The sequence below is a fragment of the Methylocaldum sp. 14B genome, assembly GCF_002005105.1.
Lineage (GTDB): Bacteria > Pseudomonadota > Gammaproteobacteria > Methylococcales > Methylococcaceae > Methylocaldum.
Genome location: NZ_MSCV01000002.1, coordinates 1 through 14,557, shown reverse-complemented (window position 1 = coordinate 14,557; position 14,557 = coordinate 1). Strand labels below are relative to the sequence as shown.

General features: G+C 55.0%; 12 protein-coding genes. 4 read left to right on the top strand and 8 right to left on the bottom strand.

Annotated elements, in window-relative coordinates; all coding sequences use genetic code 11:
* Positions 1 to 88: 88 nt before the first annotated feature.
* The 4 genes from B2A78_RS01525 to B2A78_RS01510 form a co-directional block, all read right to left on the bottom strand.
* Entirely contained in the window at positions 89 to 664 is a 576-nt protein-coding gene (locus B2A78_RS01525; protein ID WP_240502377.1) for a DNA-3-methyladenine glycosylase I, read from the bottom strand.
* A complete protein-coding gene (locus B2A78_RS01520; protein WP_346425831.1) occupies positions 661 to 1,494 on the bottom strand; it encodes a PHP domain-containing protein in 834 nt (277 codons plus the stop codon). Before B2A78_RS01520 ends, B2A78_RS01525 begins: the two co-directional genes overlap by 4 nt.
* A 95-nt stretch (positions 1,495 to 1,589) precedes the next feature.
* On the bottom strand, positions 1,590 to 3,428 hold the full coding sequence (locus B2A78_RS01515) for an ABC transporter ATP-binding protein (RefSeq protein ID WP_077728146.1): 1,839 nt from the start codon (positions 3,426 to 3,428) through the stop codon (positions 1,590 to 1,592).
* 10 nt (positions 3,429 to 3,438) lie between these two features.
* Positions 3,439 to 5,394 carry a hypothetical protein gene (locus B2A78_RS01510; protein ID WP_077728145.1) on the bottom strand — a complete coding sequence of 652 codons (1,956 nt, stop codon included), beginning with the start codon at positions 5,392 to 5,394 and terminating at the stop codon, positions 3,439 to 3,441.
* A 516-nt stretch (positions 5,395 to 5,910) separates the two neighbouring features.
* Here B2A78_RS01510 and fabA point away from each other — a divergent pair.
* The 4 genes from fabA to B2A78_RS01490 all read left to right on the top strand — a co-directional run bounded on the left by fabA (position 5,911) and on the right by B2A78_RS01490 (position 10,507).
* Complete coding sequence (gene fabA / locus B2A78_RS01505; protein WP_077728144.1) at positions 5,911 to 6,450, top strand: 3-hydroxyacyl-[acyl-carrier-protein] dehydratase FabA; 540 nt, start codon at positions 5,911 to 5,913, stop codon at positions 6,448 to 6,450.
* Positions 6,451 to 6,465: 15 nt separating this feature from the next.
* Positions 6,466 to 7,683, top strand: a complete 1,218-nt coding sequence (gene fabB, locus B2A78_RS01500; RefSeq protein WP_077728143.1) for a beta-ketoacyl-ACP synthase I — start codon at positions 6,466 to 6,468, stop codon at positions 7,681 to 7,683.
* Positions 7,673 to 8,548: a tRNA 2-thiocytidine(32) synthetase TtcA gene (gene ttcA, locus B2A78_RS01495; protein ID WP_077728142.1), complete on the top strand. Its 876-nt coding sequence runs from the start codon at positions 7,673 to 7,675 to the stop codon at positions 8,546 to 8,548. Before fabB ends, ttcA begins: the two co-directional genes overlap by 11 nt.
* A gap of 1,038 nt (positions 8,549 to 9,586) precedes the next feature.
* Positions 9,587 to 10,507 (top strand): TIGR01777 family oxidoreductase, encoded by a 921-nt coding sequence (locus B2A78_RS01490; protein ID WP_077728141.1) that lies wholly within the window; start codon positions 9,587 to 9,589, stop codon positions 10,505 to 10,507.
* Positions 10,508 to 10,551: 44 nt separating this feature from the next.
* Here the strand turns inward: B2A78_RS01490 and B2A78_RS01485 are convergent, their stop codons facing one another.
* From B2A78_RS01485 to B2A78_RS01470, 4 genes are all read right to left on the bottom strand, one after another.
* A complete protein-coding gene (locus B2A78_RS01485; RefSeq protein WP_077728140.1) occupies positions 10,552 to 11,046 on the bottom strand; it encodes an Hsp20/alpha crystallin family protein in 495 nt (164 codons plus the stop codon).
* A gap of 20 nt (positions 11,047 to 11,066) precedes the next feature.
* Positions 11,067 to 11,369 (bottom strand): chaperone modulator CbpM, encoded by a 303-nt coding sequence (locus tag B2A78_RS01480; protein WP_077728139.1) that lies wholly within the window; start codon positions 11,367 to 11,369, stop codon positions 11,067 to 11,069.
* A gap of 2 nt (positions 11,370 to 11,371) precedes the next feature.
* Complete coding sequence (locus B2A78_RS01475) at positions 11,372 to 12,325, bottom strand: DnaJ C-terminal domain-containing protein (protein ID WP_077728138.1); 954 nt, start codon at positions 12,323 to 12,325, stop codon at positions 11,372 to 11,374.
* A gap of 211 nt (positions 12,326 to 12,536) precedes the next feature.
* Positions 12,537 to 14,084: a porin gene (locus tag B2A78_RS01470; protein WP_166642736.1), complete on the bottom strand. Its 1,548-nt coding sequence runs from the start codon at positions 14,082 to 14,084 to the stop codon at positions 12,537 to 12,539.
* Between the last annotated feature and the right edge of the window lie 473 nt (positions 14,085 to 14,557).

Here is a 14,557-nt window from a genome sequence, read left to right as displayed (position 1 = left end):
AAAAGCCCCGGGAATGGCGATAACCTCTAAGGAAGCCTTTCGAGGCAGACCAAGCGGGAAGATTGGTCCGGGGAGTGTAAAGCAGGTTTTACGGCGACTCGGCCGGATGCAAATGCTTCCAGCGGAAGCAATCGACGGTGTGGTCGTTGACCATCCCGATCGCCTGCATGTAGGCGTAACAAATGACGGAGCCGACAAAACGAAATCCGCGTTTCTCGAGGTCCTTGCTCATCGCGTCGGACTCGGGCGTTCGGGCCGGCACGTCCGCCATGCTCCGCCAGGCGTTTTGCTTGGGACAGCCGTCGACGAAGCGCCAGAGAAAGGCGTCGAAGCTGCCGAATTGTTCCTTCACGTCCAGAAAACGGCGGGCATTGTTTACCGCCGCGGCGATTTTGAGGCGGTTGCGAACGATGCCGGGATTGGCCAGCAGTTCGGCGGTCTTGGCTTCGTCGTAGCGGGCCACGTGTTCCGGATCGAAGCCGTCGAAAGCCGCACGGTAGGCGTCTCGTTTACGAAGAATCGTGGTCCAGGAAAGGCCGGCCTGTGCGCCCTCCAGAATCAGGAATTCGAACAGCAGGCGGTCGTCGTGGACGGGCGTTCCCCATTCATGGTCGTGATAAGCCTGCTCCAGCAGGCTGCGCTCGGCCCAGGTGCAACGAGTCAATGGTTCCAATGAGTCCATACCGGAGTCAGATCGGACGGAAGCGGGGGTAATCGGCCCAGTTTCACCCAGGCTGTTTCCGGGCTGTGAAAGTCGGAGCCGCTGGAGGCGCGCAATCCGAAACGCCGCGCGTATTCGGCGCTGGACTGGGTATCGCTAGGAGAGGCCGTTCCCGAGACGACCTCGATCGCCTCGCCGCCGCATTCCTTGAATTCCCCGATCAGCCGTCGCATCCAACTGGCGGTGAGTTTGTAGCGCTGCGGATGGGCCAGCACGGCGCCACCGCCTGCTTCGCGAATCCAAGCGATGGCATCCGCCATTTCGGCCCACCGGGTCGAAACATAGCCCGGCTTGCCGCGGGTCAAGAAACGCTCGAACACGTCTTTCATGCTTCCTGCCAGACCTAGCTCCACGAGATGACGAGCGAAATGGGTGCGTGTAATCATGCCGTCGCCGGCCATTTCCCGCGCCGCTTCAAAGGTGTCAGGAACACCGTAGCGGTCGAGGCGCCGGCCGATCTCTTGCGCCCGTTCGAGGCGCGTTGCCTGGAGGCGGCTCAGTCCCTGTTTTAGGACGTTGCAGTGACGGTCGATGCGCAAACCGACGATGTGGATGGTTTTGTCCGCCCAGGTTACCGATATTTCGACGCCGGGAATCAGTTGAATGCTGGCTTCGAGGGCGGCGGTCTCAGCCTCGTCTAGGCCCGCGGTGGAATCATGATCGGTGAGGGCGAGCACGTTTACGCCGGCTGCTGCGGCCTGGCGAACCAATTCGGACGGCGAATAGGCGCCGTCGGAAGCAGTGGAATGGGTGTGGAGATCGTACAAAGGCACGCCCGAGGTTTGAGTCCGGAAAGCCGGGTATTGTACCCGATTTACGGCTGGCGATTTTCGGCTTCCCTCCGGCGAATCGAGCCGTAGGGCACGGCTTAGGAGGTGAACGATAGATCCCGTGCGCGCCGCACCGCGGGTTTCTGGCCATAGAGCCGCGCGTACAAACCTTTGCCGGAAACCAGGGTTTCATGATCGCCCTGCTCGCAAATGCGCCCGTCCTCGAACACGTAAATGCGGTCGGCGTGTTTGATCGCGCTCAAGCGGTGGGCGACGATGATCGTCGTGCGGTCCGCGAGGAATTCGTCCAGACCTTCGTACAAGCGGGTCTCGGTTTCATTGTCGATGGCCGAGGTCGCTTCGTCGAGGATCACCACCTTGGGATCGGCCAGGATCATGCGGGCGATCGCCAGCCTTTGGCGCTGACCACCGGAAAGCCGCATGCCCAGCCGGCCGACGACGGTATCCAGCCGGTCGCGGCTGTCTTCCACCACGTCCCTGAGTTGGGCGATTTCGAGCGCGCGCCAGAGTGCTTCGTCGGGCGCCGGACGGCCCAGGGTCAGGTTGGCTCGGACGGTGTCGTTGAACAGCACCGGGTGCTGCAATACCGTGACCACATGTTCCCGTATCACGTCCATCCCGATTTTGTCCATAGGCGCGCCGTTGAAATAGACCATGCCCGAAGTCGGGGGATAAAGGCCGATCAATACTTGCACCAAGGTCGATTTGCCGCCGCCGCTTGCACCGATCAACGCGACTTTCTCGCCGGGGCGGATGTCCATGGAGATGCCGCGCAAAACCTCGTTGCCGTTCGGATAGGCGAAGTGAAGATCGTCGATGAAGATGCCCACTCTCCTATCCTTTTCGAAGGGATCGATCAGATGCGGGTACTTCGGCTCCTGCTTCAGGTCATTCAATTGGTTGATCCGCTCCAGCGCCGCCTTCGCGCCGAACCAGGCGTACTGTATTCCCAGAATCTCCTGCACCGGGGTCATCATGAACCACAGGTAGCCCGAGACCGCCATCATCTCGCCGACGGTGAGGTCGGAGTAGATCACCATAAAAAAAGCCAAGGCGCGGAAGACGTCGAACCCGAACAGGAAGACCAGAAAACTGACCCGGTTGGCGGCGTCGCTTTTCCAGGCGTAGGCGGCCGAATTCTCGCGAACCGTCCGTGCCGCTTCCATCAGCCGCCCCATGTAGTGCTTCTCCCGATTGCTGGCCCGGATTTGATGGATGGCATCCAGGGTTTCGGTGAGTGCGAGCTGAAAGGCGCCGATCGCGGAATTTTCTTCGCGCTTCAGATTTTTTACCCGTTTTCCCAGCGATTTGGTGAAAAAAATCACGATTGGATTCAGGAACAGGATGAACAGCGCAAGCTGCCAATGCATCCACAGTAGAATGACGGCGGTGCCGGTCAAGGACAGTAACGCCACCACGAAGCGCGCGACGGTTGTGCCGATGAACGTATCGAGCGTATCGAGGTCGGTGACCAGATGGGTCACGACGGAGCCGCTGCCGAGATTTTCGTATTCCGCCATGGAGATGCGCTGCAGCTTGCCGATCAGCCGGCAGCGGATGCGATAGATGGTGTCTTTGGCAATAAAGCTGAACTGCCGCGTCTGCCACACGTTGAAGATCGCCGCAATCAGGCGCAGGAGCAAAGTAAGCCCCAGTATGGCCGAAATATACAGGGCCGGCCCATGCCATTCGGCGGGAAAAAGCCGGCCGAGCAGGCCGACGGCCATGCCGGGCTTGTTCAACAAGACCTCGTCCACCAGCAGCGGCATGAGTAAAGGCACGGGGACCGCGCTCAAGGCCGCGAACACGGCGATCAGGTGAGCGGTGAACAATTCGCGCTTGTGCTCCAATGCGACGGATCGGATATAAGCCCAGGTGAAGCGGTGGGAATTCTGAGGACTGGAATCGGAAACCATTTCTAAGTCGTTAGACCCTAAGAGCGGGATAAATCAGCGGCACGCTTTCGGCAGGCAATCCAGGACCGGGTGGAGAAAAGCGTCCGTAGCCAGCGAGCGTTTTCGCCGGCAGCGGGCCGACGATACGCTCCAGTTCGGACAGCCGAATGCCTTGGCGGACCAAATAACTAATATAAGTGTGGCGCAGGGCGGATGCATCGATCGTTTCGGGCTGCGCAAGGCCGGAATCGACGGCCGCGCAGGCGATCAACGATGCCGGGTCGTCCGTTTCCAAGTTGGGAAAGTCTTCGCTTTCGGCCAACCAAAGTTTAAGGCGCCGAGGGATGGGCACAGCCCTAGAATTTTTGCCGTCGATACGCAGCGTATCACCGGCGTGTTCGAACTGCTCGGCACGCAGTTCCGCGATTTCCTCAAGGCTCAGACCGGATAGAAGCAGGCCTATCGTCCATTTGGTGCTGCGATTGGCCGCTTCCAGTAATACGCGGATCTCCGGCTCGGTCAGTTCTCGTATCGTCGGGCTTTCCAAAGCGGGAAATTGTTCTGCGGGAAGGGCCGACGGCGTTGTCATTCGACGCTCAAGCAAAATTTTTTCCGGCACCGAATAAACGTGGATATCGGGTAAGACTGTCGCAGGCGGCGGGGTTTCCCTGCGCGTGAGGTATTCGTAAAGCCACACGGTGATCAGGCCGAGGCCGAGGCTGCCGCCGAAGACGATACCGCTGTCGCGCCAATAATTCGGCCAGATTGGTCGAGCCGGGGCATAGCCCCGTTCCAAGACCTGGAGTTGAGGGAGGTTTTCGTAAGGTTTCGCTTCGACCTGTGCCAGCCGGATTTCGGCGTCGCGGTAAACCTCTTCAAGCTTTTTGAGGTTTGCGCGCATAGCCTCATGCTCGGCGAAACGGCTTGTGAACTCGGTCGCCTCCTGCTCATGCGCCTCGATTTGACGGCGTATTTCCCGGACGGTCTGTTGAGCGGACGCATAAGCCTGTTGTGCTTCGCTCAATGCGTTCTGTTTCCCGTATTCGAGCTTTTTCTTGATCTCGTCTTCGGTTTGTTTGAGCTGTTCCGGAATAAGCTTGAACTGAGGCTGTAGCGAAAGGTATTGAGACGTGTATCGGCGTTTCAAATCCTTGAGCTGCTGGCGCAGGTCGTGCGCTTTCTTTTCCAGATTCGCCAATCCTTGCTCATCGCTGGGCGGCACCACGGGCTCGCCTCGGGCGATGGCCTCTTTGATGGCGTCGAGCTGGGCTTTCGCTTTGACCTCGTCCTCGGTGGCTTTGTTGAGTGCGGTGTTGAGACCGGAAAGCCGGGCCATGGCGCGGTTATCAGCGTCGTTTTTCGAAACGATGCCGTGTTTACGGCGAAATTGATCCAGTTCCCAGCGCTTTGCCTCGATTTTTTGGGCGAGCTGTTGAAATTCGAGCTGCAAGGCCGTGGCGGTGCCGTCTTTCGTTTCGCGGGTCTGTCGTTCACGGCGCGCTTGATAGGCATCGATCCAAGCGTTAATGACCGAAGCCAGAACCTTGGGGTTCGATCCTTTGGCGTGCAGCTTAACGATGTTGGTCTCGATTACGACATCGACCGAGAGCAAGGCCTGAAGATCGCCGACAGTCAAGTCGGACAATTCGGGTGCGTCATCAGCGGCTCTCAAGTTTCTCAAAGTTGCTTCAAGCAAAGGGACGCCGAGCAGGATCTCGCTTTGTACAGTAACGTGCTGGACGCTGGCTTTCGCGTCTGCTTCGTCTATGGCGGTAGGCGCTACCGTAAGCAATGCGGCCGTGCTCTCATAGACCGGCTCGCGCAGCCACACAAAAGTCGCGCCGGTCACGAAGGCGAGCAAGAACGCACAGGTAAACACCATGAGACGGTGGGATCTTGCGGGTGGCAGGTCTGCGCCGGAATACCCCAAGAAATCCCTTGGCGGCTGTGAGCTGCGCAAAATTTCGATCGACGGTAGATCCTGCATGGCTGATTTCCCGCGAAGGTTGCTCGTTGTCGTTTACACGCTCGGTATTCTAGCCCGTGTAGGCTCGGGCCGGTCTATAAAAGCACATCACCGATTGGATCAGCTTCCGGGAATGATAACCCGACCGGTATGTCGAACCGTGTTCTCTGTGTCGGCCAACTTTGACGAGATGACGGCCGATGGCCAAAGCATCGGCTGTGAATTCCGCGTTGGCGGACGTGTGGATAGATTTCATTTCTTGTTGGGAAATATGACGGTGTCTCAATACCGACTTTGCCGCACGCTGCTGGAATTCATGTTTTCCTGATACAATAAGCCTTTTCTTTGCTAGGCCTTGACGGGAAATAAACTTTCGTGCGTTCCGAGGGTGCTATCCGGAAGTTCTCATCGATAAATGGATTTTCGCCCACGATAAAGTTTGGCAATCGGCTTGGAATTTTGGTACGGCCTGGTCGCCCTCGGTAACCAGTGGGTGCCGAGGGGCAACATAAAACAACAGCGATATCGGGCACTTTTATGATTGTTAAGGAATCTAGATTACAACAGAGACAGCACAGTTACAGTCGGGACGAATTGATTCAATGCGGACGCGGTGAAATGTTCGGCCCCGGCAATGCCCAGTTGCCGCTTCCTCCGATGTTGATGTTCGATCGCATCACCCGTATCAGTTCCGATGAGGGGCTTTACGACAAAGGTATGATCATCGCCGAGTTGGATATAACGCCGGACCTTTGGTTTTTTTCCTGCCACTTTCAGAATGATCCTGTGATGCCGGGCTGTCTCGGCCTTGACGCCATGTGGCAGATGATCGGATTTTACCTCGGTTGGATGGGCGGGTTAGGGCGCGGGCGCGCGTTAGGTGTGGGAGAGGTCAAGTTTCGCGGCCAGGTACTGCCGCATCATAAGCTTGTGACTTACCGTATTCATCTCAAGCGGGTGATGATGCGCAAGTTAGTCATGGGGTTTGCCGACGCGGAAATGGAGTGCGATGGCAAGGTCATCTATGAGGCTAGCGATCTTCGGGTCGGCCTGTTTACCTCTACAGATGCGTTCTGAGCGAGCTATACAGATATGAGACGCGTTGTTGTAACCGGCATCGGTATCGTTTCCAGCATAGGCAGCAATCAACAGGAGGTAACCGAGTCTCTGCGACAGGGGCGTTCGGGTATTCGGTCCAGCGAAGAATACCGGGAGATGGCATTCCGCAGTCAGGTCTACGGTCCGATCGATCTGAATTTGGACGATCTTATAGATCGCAAGATTCGCAGATTCATGGGAGATGGCGCAGCGTACAATTACCTCGCCATGCAGGAGGCGATCGCCGATTCGGGCTTGGACGAATCCGAAATATCGCATTCTAGAACCGGCTTGATCATGGGGTCGGGCGGTCCTTCCACGGCGAATCTCTTGCTTGCGTTCGACAACTATCGTGAGAAGGGCGTTAAGAAAGTTGGGCCTTATATGGTGCCCAGGACCATGTCCAATACCAATTCCGCCTGCCTCGCGACGCCGTTCAAGATCAAGGGGGTCAATTACTCCATCAGTTCCGCATGCGCGACCAGTGCCCACTGCATAGGAAATGCGGCGGAACTTATTCATCTGGGCAAGCAGGACATCATTTTTGCCGGCGGCGGCGAGGAAGTGCATTGGACGATGACCGTGCTCTTCGATGCGATGGGAGCGTTGTCTTCGCAATATAACGACAGGCCCGAGATTGCATCGCGTCCCTATGATGCCGACCGGGACGGATTCGTTATTTCGGGAGGCGGCGGGGTACTGGTTCTTGAGGAGCTGGAGCATGCCAAGGCCCGTGGAGCCAAGATTTACGGCGAGCTTATCGGATACGGCGCGACCTCCGACGGTTTCGACATGGTGCAGCCTTCCGGCGAGGGGGCTGCGCGTTGCATGAGGCAAGCCATGGAAAGTGTGCGCAACAAGATCGATTACATCAATGCGCATGGAACGAGCACGCCGATCGGCGATATTAAAGAGCTGCAGGCCGTGAAATCCGTTTTCGGCGATGAGGTTCCGCCCATTAGTTCGACAAAGTCGTTGACAGGCCATGCTTTGGGCGCTGCGGGCGTGCACGAAGCGATTTATTCCTTATTGATGATGAATGGCGGTTTCATTTCCGCTTCGGCCAATATCGAAACGCTGGACCCGGGCGCGGAAGGCGTTCCCATCGTGCGGAAGCGGATCGACGATGCCCGCATCGACACGGTCATGTCGAACAGCTTCGGGTTTGGCGGGACTAATGCTAGTTTGATCTTCGGGCGTTATGGTGGATAGGGCGGCAGGCGCTCTGACCGAAAAGCAGCGTTACGAATTCAATAAGCTGCAAAAGAGATTGCGCCGTTTAGTCGGCGAGGCCATCGCCGACTATCGAATGATCGAGGACGGCGACAAGGTGATGGTTTGCCTCTCGGGAGGAAAGGATTCCTACACGCTTCTGGATGTCCTGCTCAGTCTTCGGCTGAATGCCCCGGTTCAGTTCGACATCATTGCTGTTAATCTGGATCAGAAGCAGCCGGGATTTCCCGAGCACGTGCTGCCGGAGTATCTCGCCGGTCGCGGGATTCCTTACCATATCATTGAGCAGGATACCTACAGCATCGTCAAGCGGGTAGTACCGGAGGGCAAGACGACATGCGGTTTGTGTTCCAGATTACGACGCGGGTTGCTTTACCGATATGCCGCTGAGCACGGCATTACCAAGATCGCGTTGGGTCACCATCGCGACGATATCCTTGAAACCTTCTTTCTCAACCTGTTTTACGGCGGCACCCTTAAGGCAATGCCGCCCAAACTGTTGAGCGATGATCGGCGCCATATCGTTATTCGGCCACTTGCGTACTGCCGGGAAAAGGATATTGAAGAATACGCGCGCATCAAAGCGTTTCCGATTATCCCGTGTAACCTCTGCGGCTCGCAGGAAAATTTGCAGCGTAAGGCGATGAAGGAAATGCTGCAGTCATGGGAAAAGCAGTTCCCAGGGCGCTTGGAAACTATTTTTACAGCGCTGCAGAATATAGCGCTATCTCAGCTTGCGGATCGCAATTTGTTCGATTTCATCGGGCTCGATCAGGTACGAGGCGATGTGACTGGTAATCAGGATGCTTCCGTCTCCGCCGGGCTGGAAGTGCTTTTTCTCTGAATGATCCAATCGGTACCTCGTGTTTTCTGCCCGTGCTAGGCGGGTGCGTGGGTTCAAACGTTCCGCCCTTTCTGCCCCTTGCATTTTCGGGAAATCTTCTTTATAAAAGATTCCGTGCTACATGCACTACCAACTAAAAAATCTTAAAGCTTTGGAAATTGAGGAGGATCTTATGAAAAAATTGGCATGCGTTATCAGCTTGGTCATGGTAGCTCTGGGAGTGATTGCTTGCGGTAACTCTCCTGACGGTGACAAACAGAAGATCTCGACCACCGTATCCCCGAGCCTTTAATTTTTATTTTTGATAAGTCTTTCTGCCCTTTGTACGAAGCGGCAGTAGCTTTTAATAATTAGCTTTTAGCCTTTAAAGGCACCGATATTAACCTGGATGAAGGTTTCTTCATCCAGGTTTTTTTGTGTCACTGAATCATAAAGGCGCGGCTGGTTTACGTACCGTTTTTGTTGCTACGATTAACGGATCGATCCGTTGGGCCGCTCGTGACAGACGTCCAGCGACTTGACAGCGCTAGCTCAGACGGTAAGATAACCGGCGCGATAGCATTGTTCTGCTATTAAGATTTTCGATAAAACCAAATAAGGTAGGTTAAGAAATGGGAGCCATACTAGATTTAGTTGAAAAAATGAGAACCCCGATGGGTATGGTGGTCACTATCGTAGTTATAGCTGCTGCCGTCTTCTTCGTCCGTTGGGTTTTCAGCGACGACGACAAGAAATAGGCCACCAAATGTGGCAAGCATAGGCGTTACCTTATAAGTTTTTAATCTTAGTTAACAATCCTATCCTTGCCACTTCCTCGTAAGACTTCTCCTCCACCGCTCGTCTAGCTGGGCAAATAGCCTAGCCATTCCCGAAACCAATCGATTCTGGTGCCCCAAATCCACCACCCGTTATAATTGCTTGCCCTCTTTTTCTACGAGAGCTGTTTTTCGGGTGCGAAGCTCGCGCCCTCTGGGAAAGCAGTTCGTCGATAGGAAATAAGGGGTTGTTTACATCCTTGCCAAGGGAGGGGGAGGAAATATGCGAATATTCATCACTGGCGGAACTGGGTTTATCGGCAGGAGCTTATGTAAAGCACTGCTTGGCGCAGGTCATCAGTTGACCGTGCTTAGTCGAAAGCCTGAGACAGTGCCCGGAAAGTGCGGGATCGGAGTGGTCGCGCTGAAAAGTTTAGCCGAATGGACGTCGGATCAACATTTCGACGCTGTGATCAATTTAGCGGGAGAACCCATTATCGGCCCCCGTTGGAGTGAGCAACGAAAACAAATTCTATGGAATAGTCGAGTCACCCTGACCGAGCATCTCATCGACGCGATCCGTAATGCCAATTCCAAGCCGACGGTGCTTATCAGCGGATCAGCGGTTGGAGTCTACGGTGATCAGGGGAACGAAATCCTTGATGAAAATTCGCCCCCGGTACGGGGCGAGTTCGGCCAAGAACTATGCGAGGCATGGGAGCGTGTCGCATTAAGTGCAAGGGAATACGGCGTTCGGGTATGCCTGCTTCGGACCGGATTGGTCATCGGCAAGAATGGCGGATTTCTGCAAAAAATGCTGCTTCCGTTCAAGCTTGGGTTAGGTGCGCGGCTTGGCGATGGTAAGCAATGGATGTCTTGGGTTCACATAAACGATCACGTTGCGATGACTCAGTATTTATTGGAGTCGCCGGCTCTCGACGGAGCGTTCAACCTAACGGCACCTGAACCGGTGCGCAACGATGAGTTTACTCAATGTTTGGCAAACGTTTTGAGACGGCCCGCGCTACTAACCGTTCCGGCATGGCTTCTCAGGCTGGGTGCCGGCGAAATGGCGGAGTTGATGCTGGGGAGTCAGCGGGTGATTCCCAAGCGTTTTCAGGGCCAGGACTTTAAGTTTTTGTATAACACCTTAGGGCTGGCGTTGCAGGATACGCTTGCGTCAAACAAACCTCATGTTCCCTGAATTTTTGCACGCCGGTAGTAGTGCGAAACTGATTGGTATGCTTTTCATGCTGTAGTCACCGTTATCCGTTGCGAATGGTTATGGCTGGATTTGGGCAACGAAATCGATAAAACTCCGCGCCGGTAACGCGCCTTTATGTTGTCCTGGTCAATCTCGGCAGGCAGATGTATGACCCGCTCAAAAAAACCATAGGCTCGTTCCAACAGAAAATAACGTTCGCCAATGCTTCCCTCGTGCGCATTTCGCTTTTCGCCCCGGACGATTAGCTGATCTTCGAGGATTTGTATTTCGAAATCGTCGGCCTCCATTCCCGGGATTTCTATATCGATCGTAATCCGATCATTCTCCTCCCGCACTTCCGCTGGCAATAAACCCCATCGCGACGCTCCCTGCGTCAATTTTCCCCCTTCGTGAGGAGGCTCGCGAAGTGTAAAGCGCGTGAGTGCATGGGACGCTCGTTGTTTCAAGGCAGACCAGCCTTCGGCAAGCGAATGCAAAGTATGGTGTAGACCGTGGTGTATGTGGTTCAGCGTGTTCATAGAAGGCCCTAAAATGTCACTTACAGCGCGCGCCGGCGTAAAGCCTCGAGTTCTTCGAGTAAATCCAATGCCAGTGCCGCGCCGGGCAGGTTAACCCCGAGATCGCGTTGCAGATGTAACGCCGTTTGCAAGCGCCGTAACGCGGCGGTGTTGAATTGCCAATTCATCGGCTCCGAGCCTTCTGGATCGACAATTCCTTCGTTAACCATTTCAAAAATGGATTCCGCGTCGACTCTGCATGCCTCGCATACATCTACCAGAGATAGTTTAATCGTTTCGTCCAATACCATACCGGACGAGGAGGTAGCGGTCCGATTCGTCATGTTCACGCTCCCATATGCGCCCGTGGATTCATCGGCATGACCTCGGCCATCTTTCTATAGAGAGACTTGGCCTCCGTGGTTGTGGCCTCCGGAATCACGATGCGCAGAGTTACAATTTGATCTCCTGGTGGAGTGCAGGGCAGCCCGCGGCCTTTTAAGCGCAGCCTCTGCCCACTTTGAGAGTTAGGAGGGAGCTTGAGTTCGACTTTGCCGCCTAACGTCGGTGTGGGAACCGAAAGTCCGAGAGCGGCCTCCCAGGGCGTTACTGGCAACTCCAGCGAGATATCCGCGCCTTCGGCGCGAAAGAATGGATGAGGCTTAAATCGTATTTCCAGATAAAGATCACCCGCCGTGCCGCCCAACCGACCCGATCCGCCCTGCCCGGACAGGCGAATGCGTTGTCCTTCTTTGACGCCTTTCGGTATCTTGACGTTTAAGGTGCGGGTCTTGTTAACAACCCTGCCTTTTGCATCGATTTCCGGGCTCGCAAGAGTAACCGTTTGAGTCCCTCCCGAGAATGCCTCGTCGAGGCTGATGTAAATGTTGGCATATTGATCCTGGCCAGATAGAGGTCCGGTCCAGCCGCTACGGGGTTCTCTCCGCCCGCCTCGCGTAGCCCGGCCGAATAGGCTGTCGAAAAAATCGCTAAATCCGCTTGCGTCGCTCCCCGTAAAACCGCCACCACCAAAGTCGAAGTCAAATGCCCAGTCGGGTGGAGGCGTAAAACGTTCGCCGTGCTGGCGACCGGCCGCGATTTGATCGTAAGCCGCGCGCTTTTCCGGGTCTTTCAAAACTTCATAAGCCTCGCCAAGTTCCTTGAAGCGCTCCTCGGCATTACGTTCCTTGCTGACGTCCGGATGATATTTGCGGGCGAGCTTACGATAGGCTCGCTTTATATCCTCTTGCGAGGCGTCTCTGGATACACCCATGATCTTGTAATAATCCTTGAATTCCATGAAACAGTGTTCCCTGTTAGATTTTGGATAAGGCTACCGCTGCGGGGTAAGTTATGACATTGAAAAGCCTTAGAAATCATAACAATGTAAAGCAAGCAAGCACAGCTGCGCCGGTCAGGTGGCATGCTTTGGAGCAGGTATCTGCGGCGTATCAAAGACGAACCCCGCTTTCGCGGGGTTCTCGGTTTGACAGACGAGCTAAATGGCTCGTTTAGAAGGCCAGAGAGCCACGCATCTGAACCGTGTCGAGATCTGACGGATCCCCTTCGAGAAGTGCTCGACTTGTCCCGGCGGTGCCGAGATCTATATCGATCACATGGGTGTAGTCCAGCATCAACCGGAACCACGGATTCAGATACCAGTTGACACCGAGGGTCGCCGCTGTCTCGCGTCCGCCACGTTCGCCGGGCGTACCGATCTTGTTCATGTTGACTTGCGAAATGCGGCCTTTGAGTTCCCAGGCGCCCCAGCCGCCGGCCAAGTCAAAGTTTCGATTGGGCGTTAAACGCTTAATGACGGCATCTTTCGGATCGTAGGCGGCGGCCCGCGATTCGCCGGTCAGGCTATACATCACGTCGAAGTGCCAACCGTCGAACTTGGCGTCTTCGGTTCCATCCCCGTTCCGTTGCAAATAGGCCACGTTATATTCGCTTTCGAACGAAACGGGGCCGTAGGCGCCCGTTGCCTCGGCGTTGAAAAACACCTCATCGTCGATATTTCCGATATTCCCGGTATCGATCGGATAGAAGTGATCGATGTGAGTGGGGCGATTGCGATACCGAACGGTTTTGTCGCCCTGCTGCGGTACTCGGTAAGCGGCAGAAGCGCCGACATGGAACAGCTCGCCCGGTTTAAACCAGGGAGCCCAAGTAGCGCGCCCCGACGCGCCCCAGCCTTCGTCGTCCGCCGCGCTGTCAGCTTGCCGTGTTGCCGTATCGCCATAAATGCCAGCTGCGGCGGTCCATGTGCGACCGTAATGATCATAGCGGAGGCCAATCGCACGGTTCACAGAAACATCGGTGAAAGCATACTCCAACGAACGTTCCATAAACGGCATGTCGTTGGAACTCATCATCTGCTGAAAGCTGTACGGTTGCTTGCTTTGGCCGATGGTCCATTCGCCCCAGTCGAAACCGGTGTATTTTACGAACGCGTCCTTGAGTCTGACTTGCTCGTCGGCATAGTCCGGTTGCAGCTTGAATTTCCAGTCGTTGAAGAACTGGCCGGCGACCTCGATACGGACACGGCGGAGTTCGGTGCCGGAGTCGAGATCTCTCTTTGTCGCTTCTTCGTCGGCAGGATCGAAGCTTCCGTTACTAGGATCGTTGTCGTTATAAGTTACAAACTTGTCGCCGGACTGGATGGCGGCGTCCGCATGGAGGCGCCCGTTGATGGCGAATTTGAAGTTTCCGTCGTTCGATTGAAACTGAAGTCCCTTTGCGCCAAGAGTGACCTTGGCGTCATCCGGAGCTTTGGGCTTATTGGCTAAAGCATCGATTTTTTTATTAAGGCGTGCCTCTACGGCTCTAATCTGGTCGCCGTCCCCCTTGGAATTTGCGGCTTTCTTAGGCGTTTTGGGTTCTTCGGTCGCTTCTTCGTCGACTCTTTCAAAGTTGCCGAGTCGTACGCGCCCCGGACCGGGTTCTGCGTAAATTTGCTTGGTCTTGCTGTCCATATAAAGGTCGAGTGCATACGCGTTATTCGCGCCGACTCCGGTAAATGCAACGGACATCGCACAGGCTAAGTGTTTAAATCTCATTGTTCCCCCAATCGTAAAACTGTGCTCGAAGAATTGCGCCTCTAGAGCCGACGCAACTTTTTGGCATATGCCCATTTTTTGGGCTGTTGGTTACATCTCAACAATCGATCGCGCCAAAGCAACAAAAGATTAAGGGGAGACTATGACTATTTCGTTACCGAAATATTACGAACGTATGACAATGACGAACCGCGTTCGCCTCGTCGAACGTATAGCCGTCAGGCATCGATATCCCGCGATCGAGGGACGACCAGAATAGGCCAGTTAATGGTTATGCCCTTGCGAACGAGGGCCAGTAATAGACCGTCTTAAAGACTGAGGTTCCTAAGGGGAGGCGAGATTGCTGTTGCTGCGTTCTAAAATTTAATGGCAATCAGATCATTGAGCTAATGCGTCAAGCTCGTGATAGATATGCGGTCGATTAACTCGCCGCAGGATTGGTTTGGGTTTGGGTGGTAAGTTGACTTTTAAAA

Bases quoted from the DNA above. Each gene is read 5' to 3' on its own strand.
- B2A78_RS01515 (WP_077728146.1), bottom strand. From the start codon at position 3,428: ATGGTTTCCGATTCCAGTCCTCAGAATTCCCACCGCTTCACCTGGGCT.
- B2A78_RS01475 (WP_077728138.1), bottom strand. From the start codon at position 12,325: ATGGAATTCAAGGATTATTACAAGATCATGGGTGTATCCAGAGACGCC.
- B2A78_RS01485 (WP_077728140.1), bottom strand. From the start codon at position 11,046: ATGAACACGCTGAACCACATACACCACGGTCTACACCATACTTTGCAT.
- fabA (WP_077728144.1), top strand. From the start codon at position 5,911: ATGATTGTTAAGGAATCTAGATTACAACAGAGACAGCACAGTTACAGT.
- B2A78_RS01510 (WP_077728145.1), bottom strand. From the start codon at position 5,394: ATGCAGGATCTACCGTCGATCGAAATTTTGCGCAGCTCACAGCCGCCA.
- ttcA (WP_077728142.1), top strand. From the start codon at position 7,673: ATGGTGGATAGGGCGGCAGGCGCTCTGACCGAAAAGCAGCGTTACGAA.
- fabB (WP_077728143.1), top strand. From the start codon at position 6,466: ATGAGACGCGTTGTTGTAACCGGCATCGGTATCGTTTCCAGCATAGGC.
- B2A78_RS01480 (WP_077728139.1), bottom strand. From the start codon at position 11,369: ATGACGAATCGGACCGCTACCTCCTCGTCCGGTATGGTATTGGACGAA.
- B2A78_RS01470 (WP_166642736.1), bottom strand. From the start codon at position 14,084: ATGAGATTTAAACACTTAGCCTGTGCGATGTCCGTTGCATTTACCGGA.
- B2A78_RS01490 (WP_077728141.1), top strand. From the start codon at position 9,587: ATGCGAATATTCATCACTGGCGGAACTGGGTTTATCGGCAGGAGCTTA.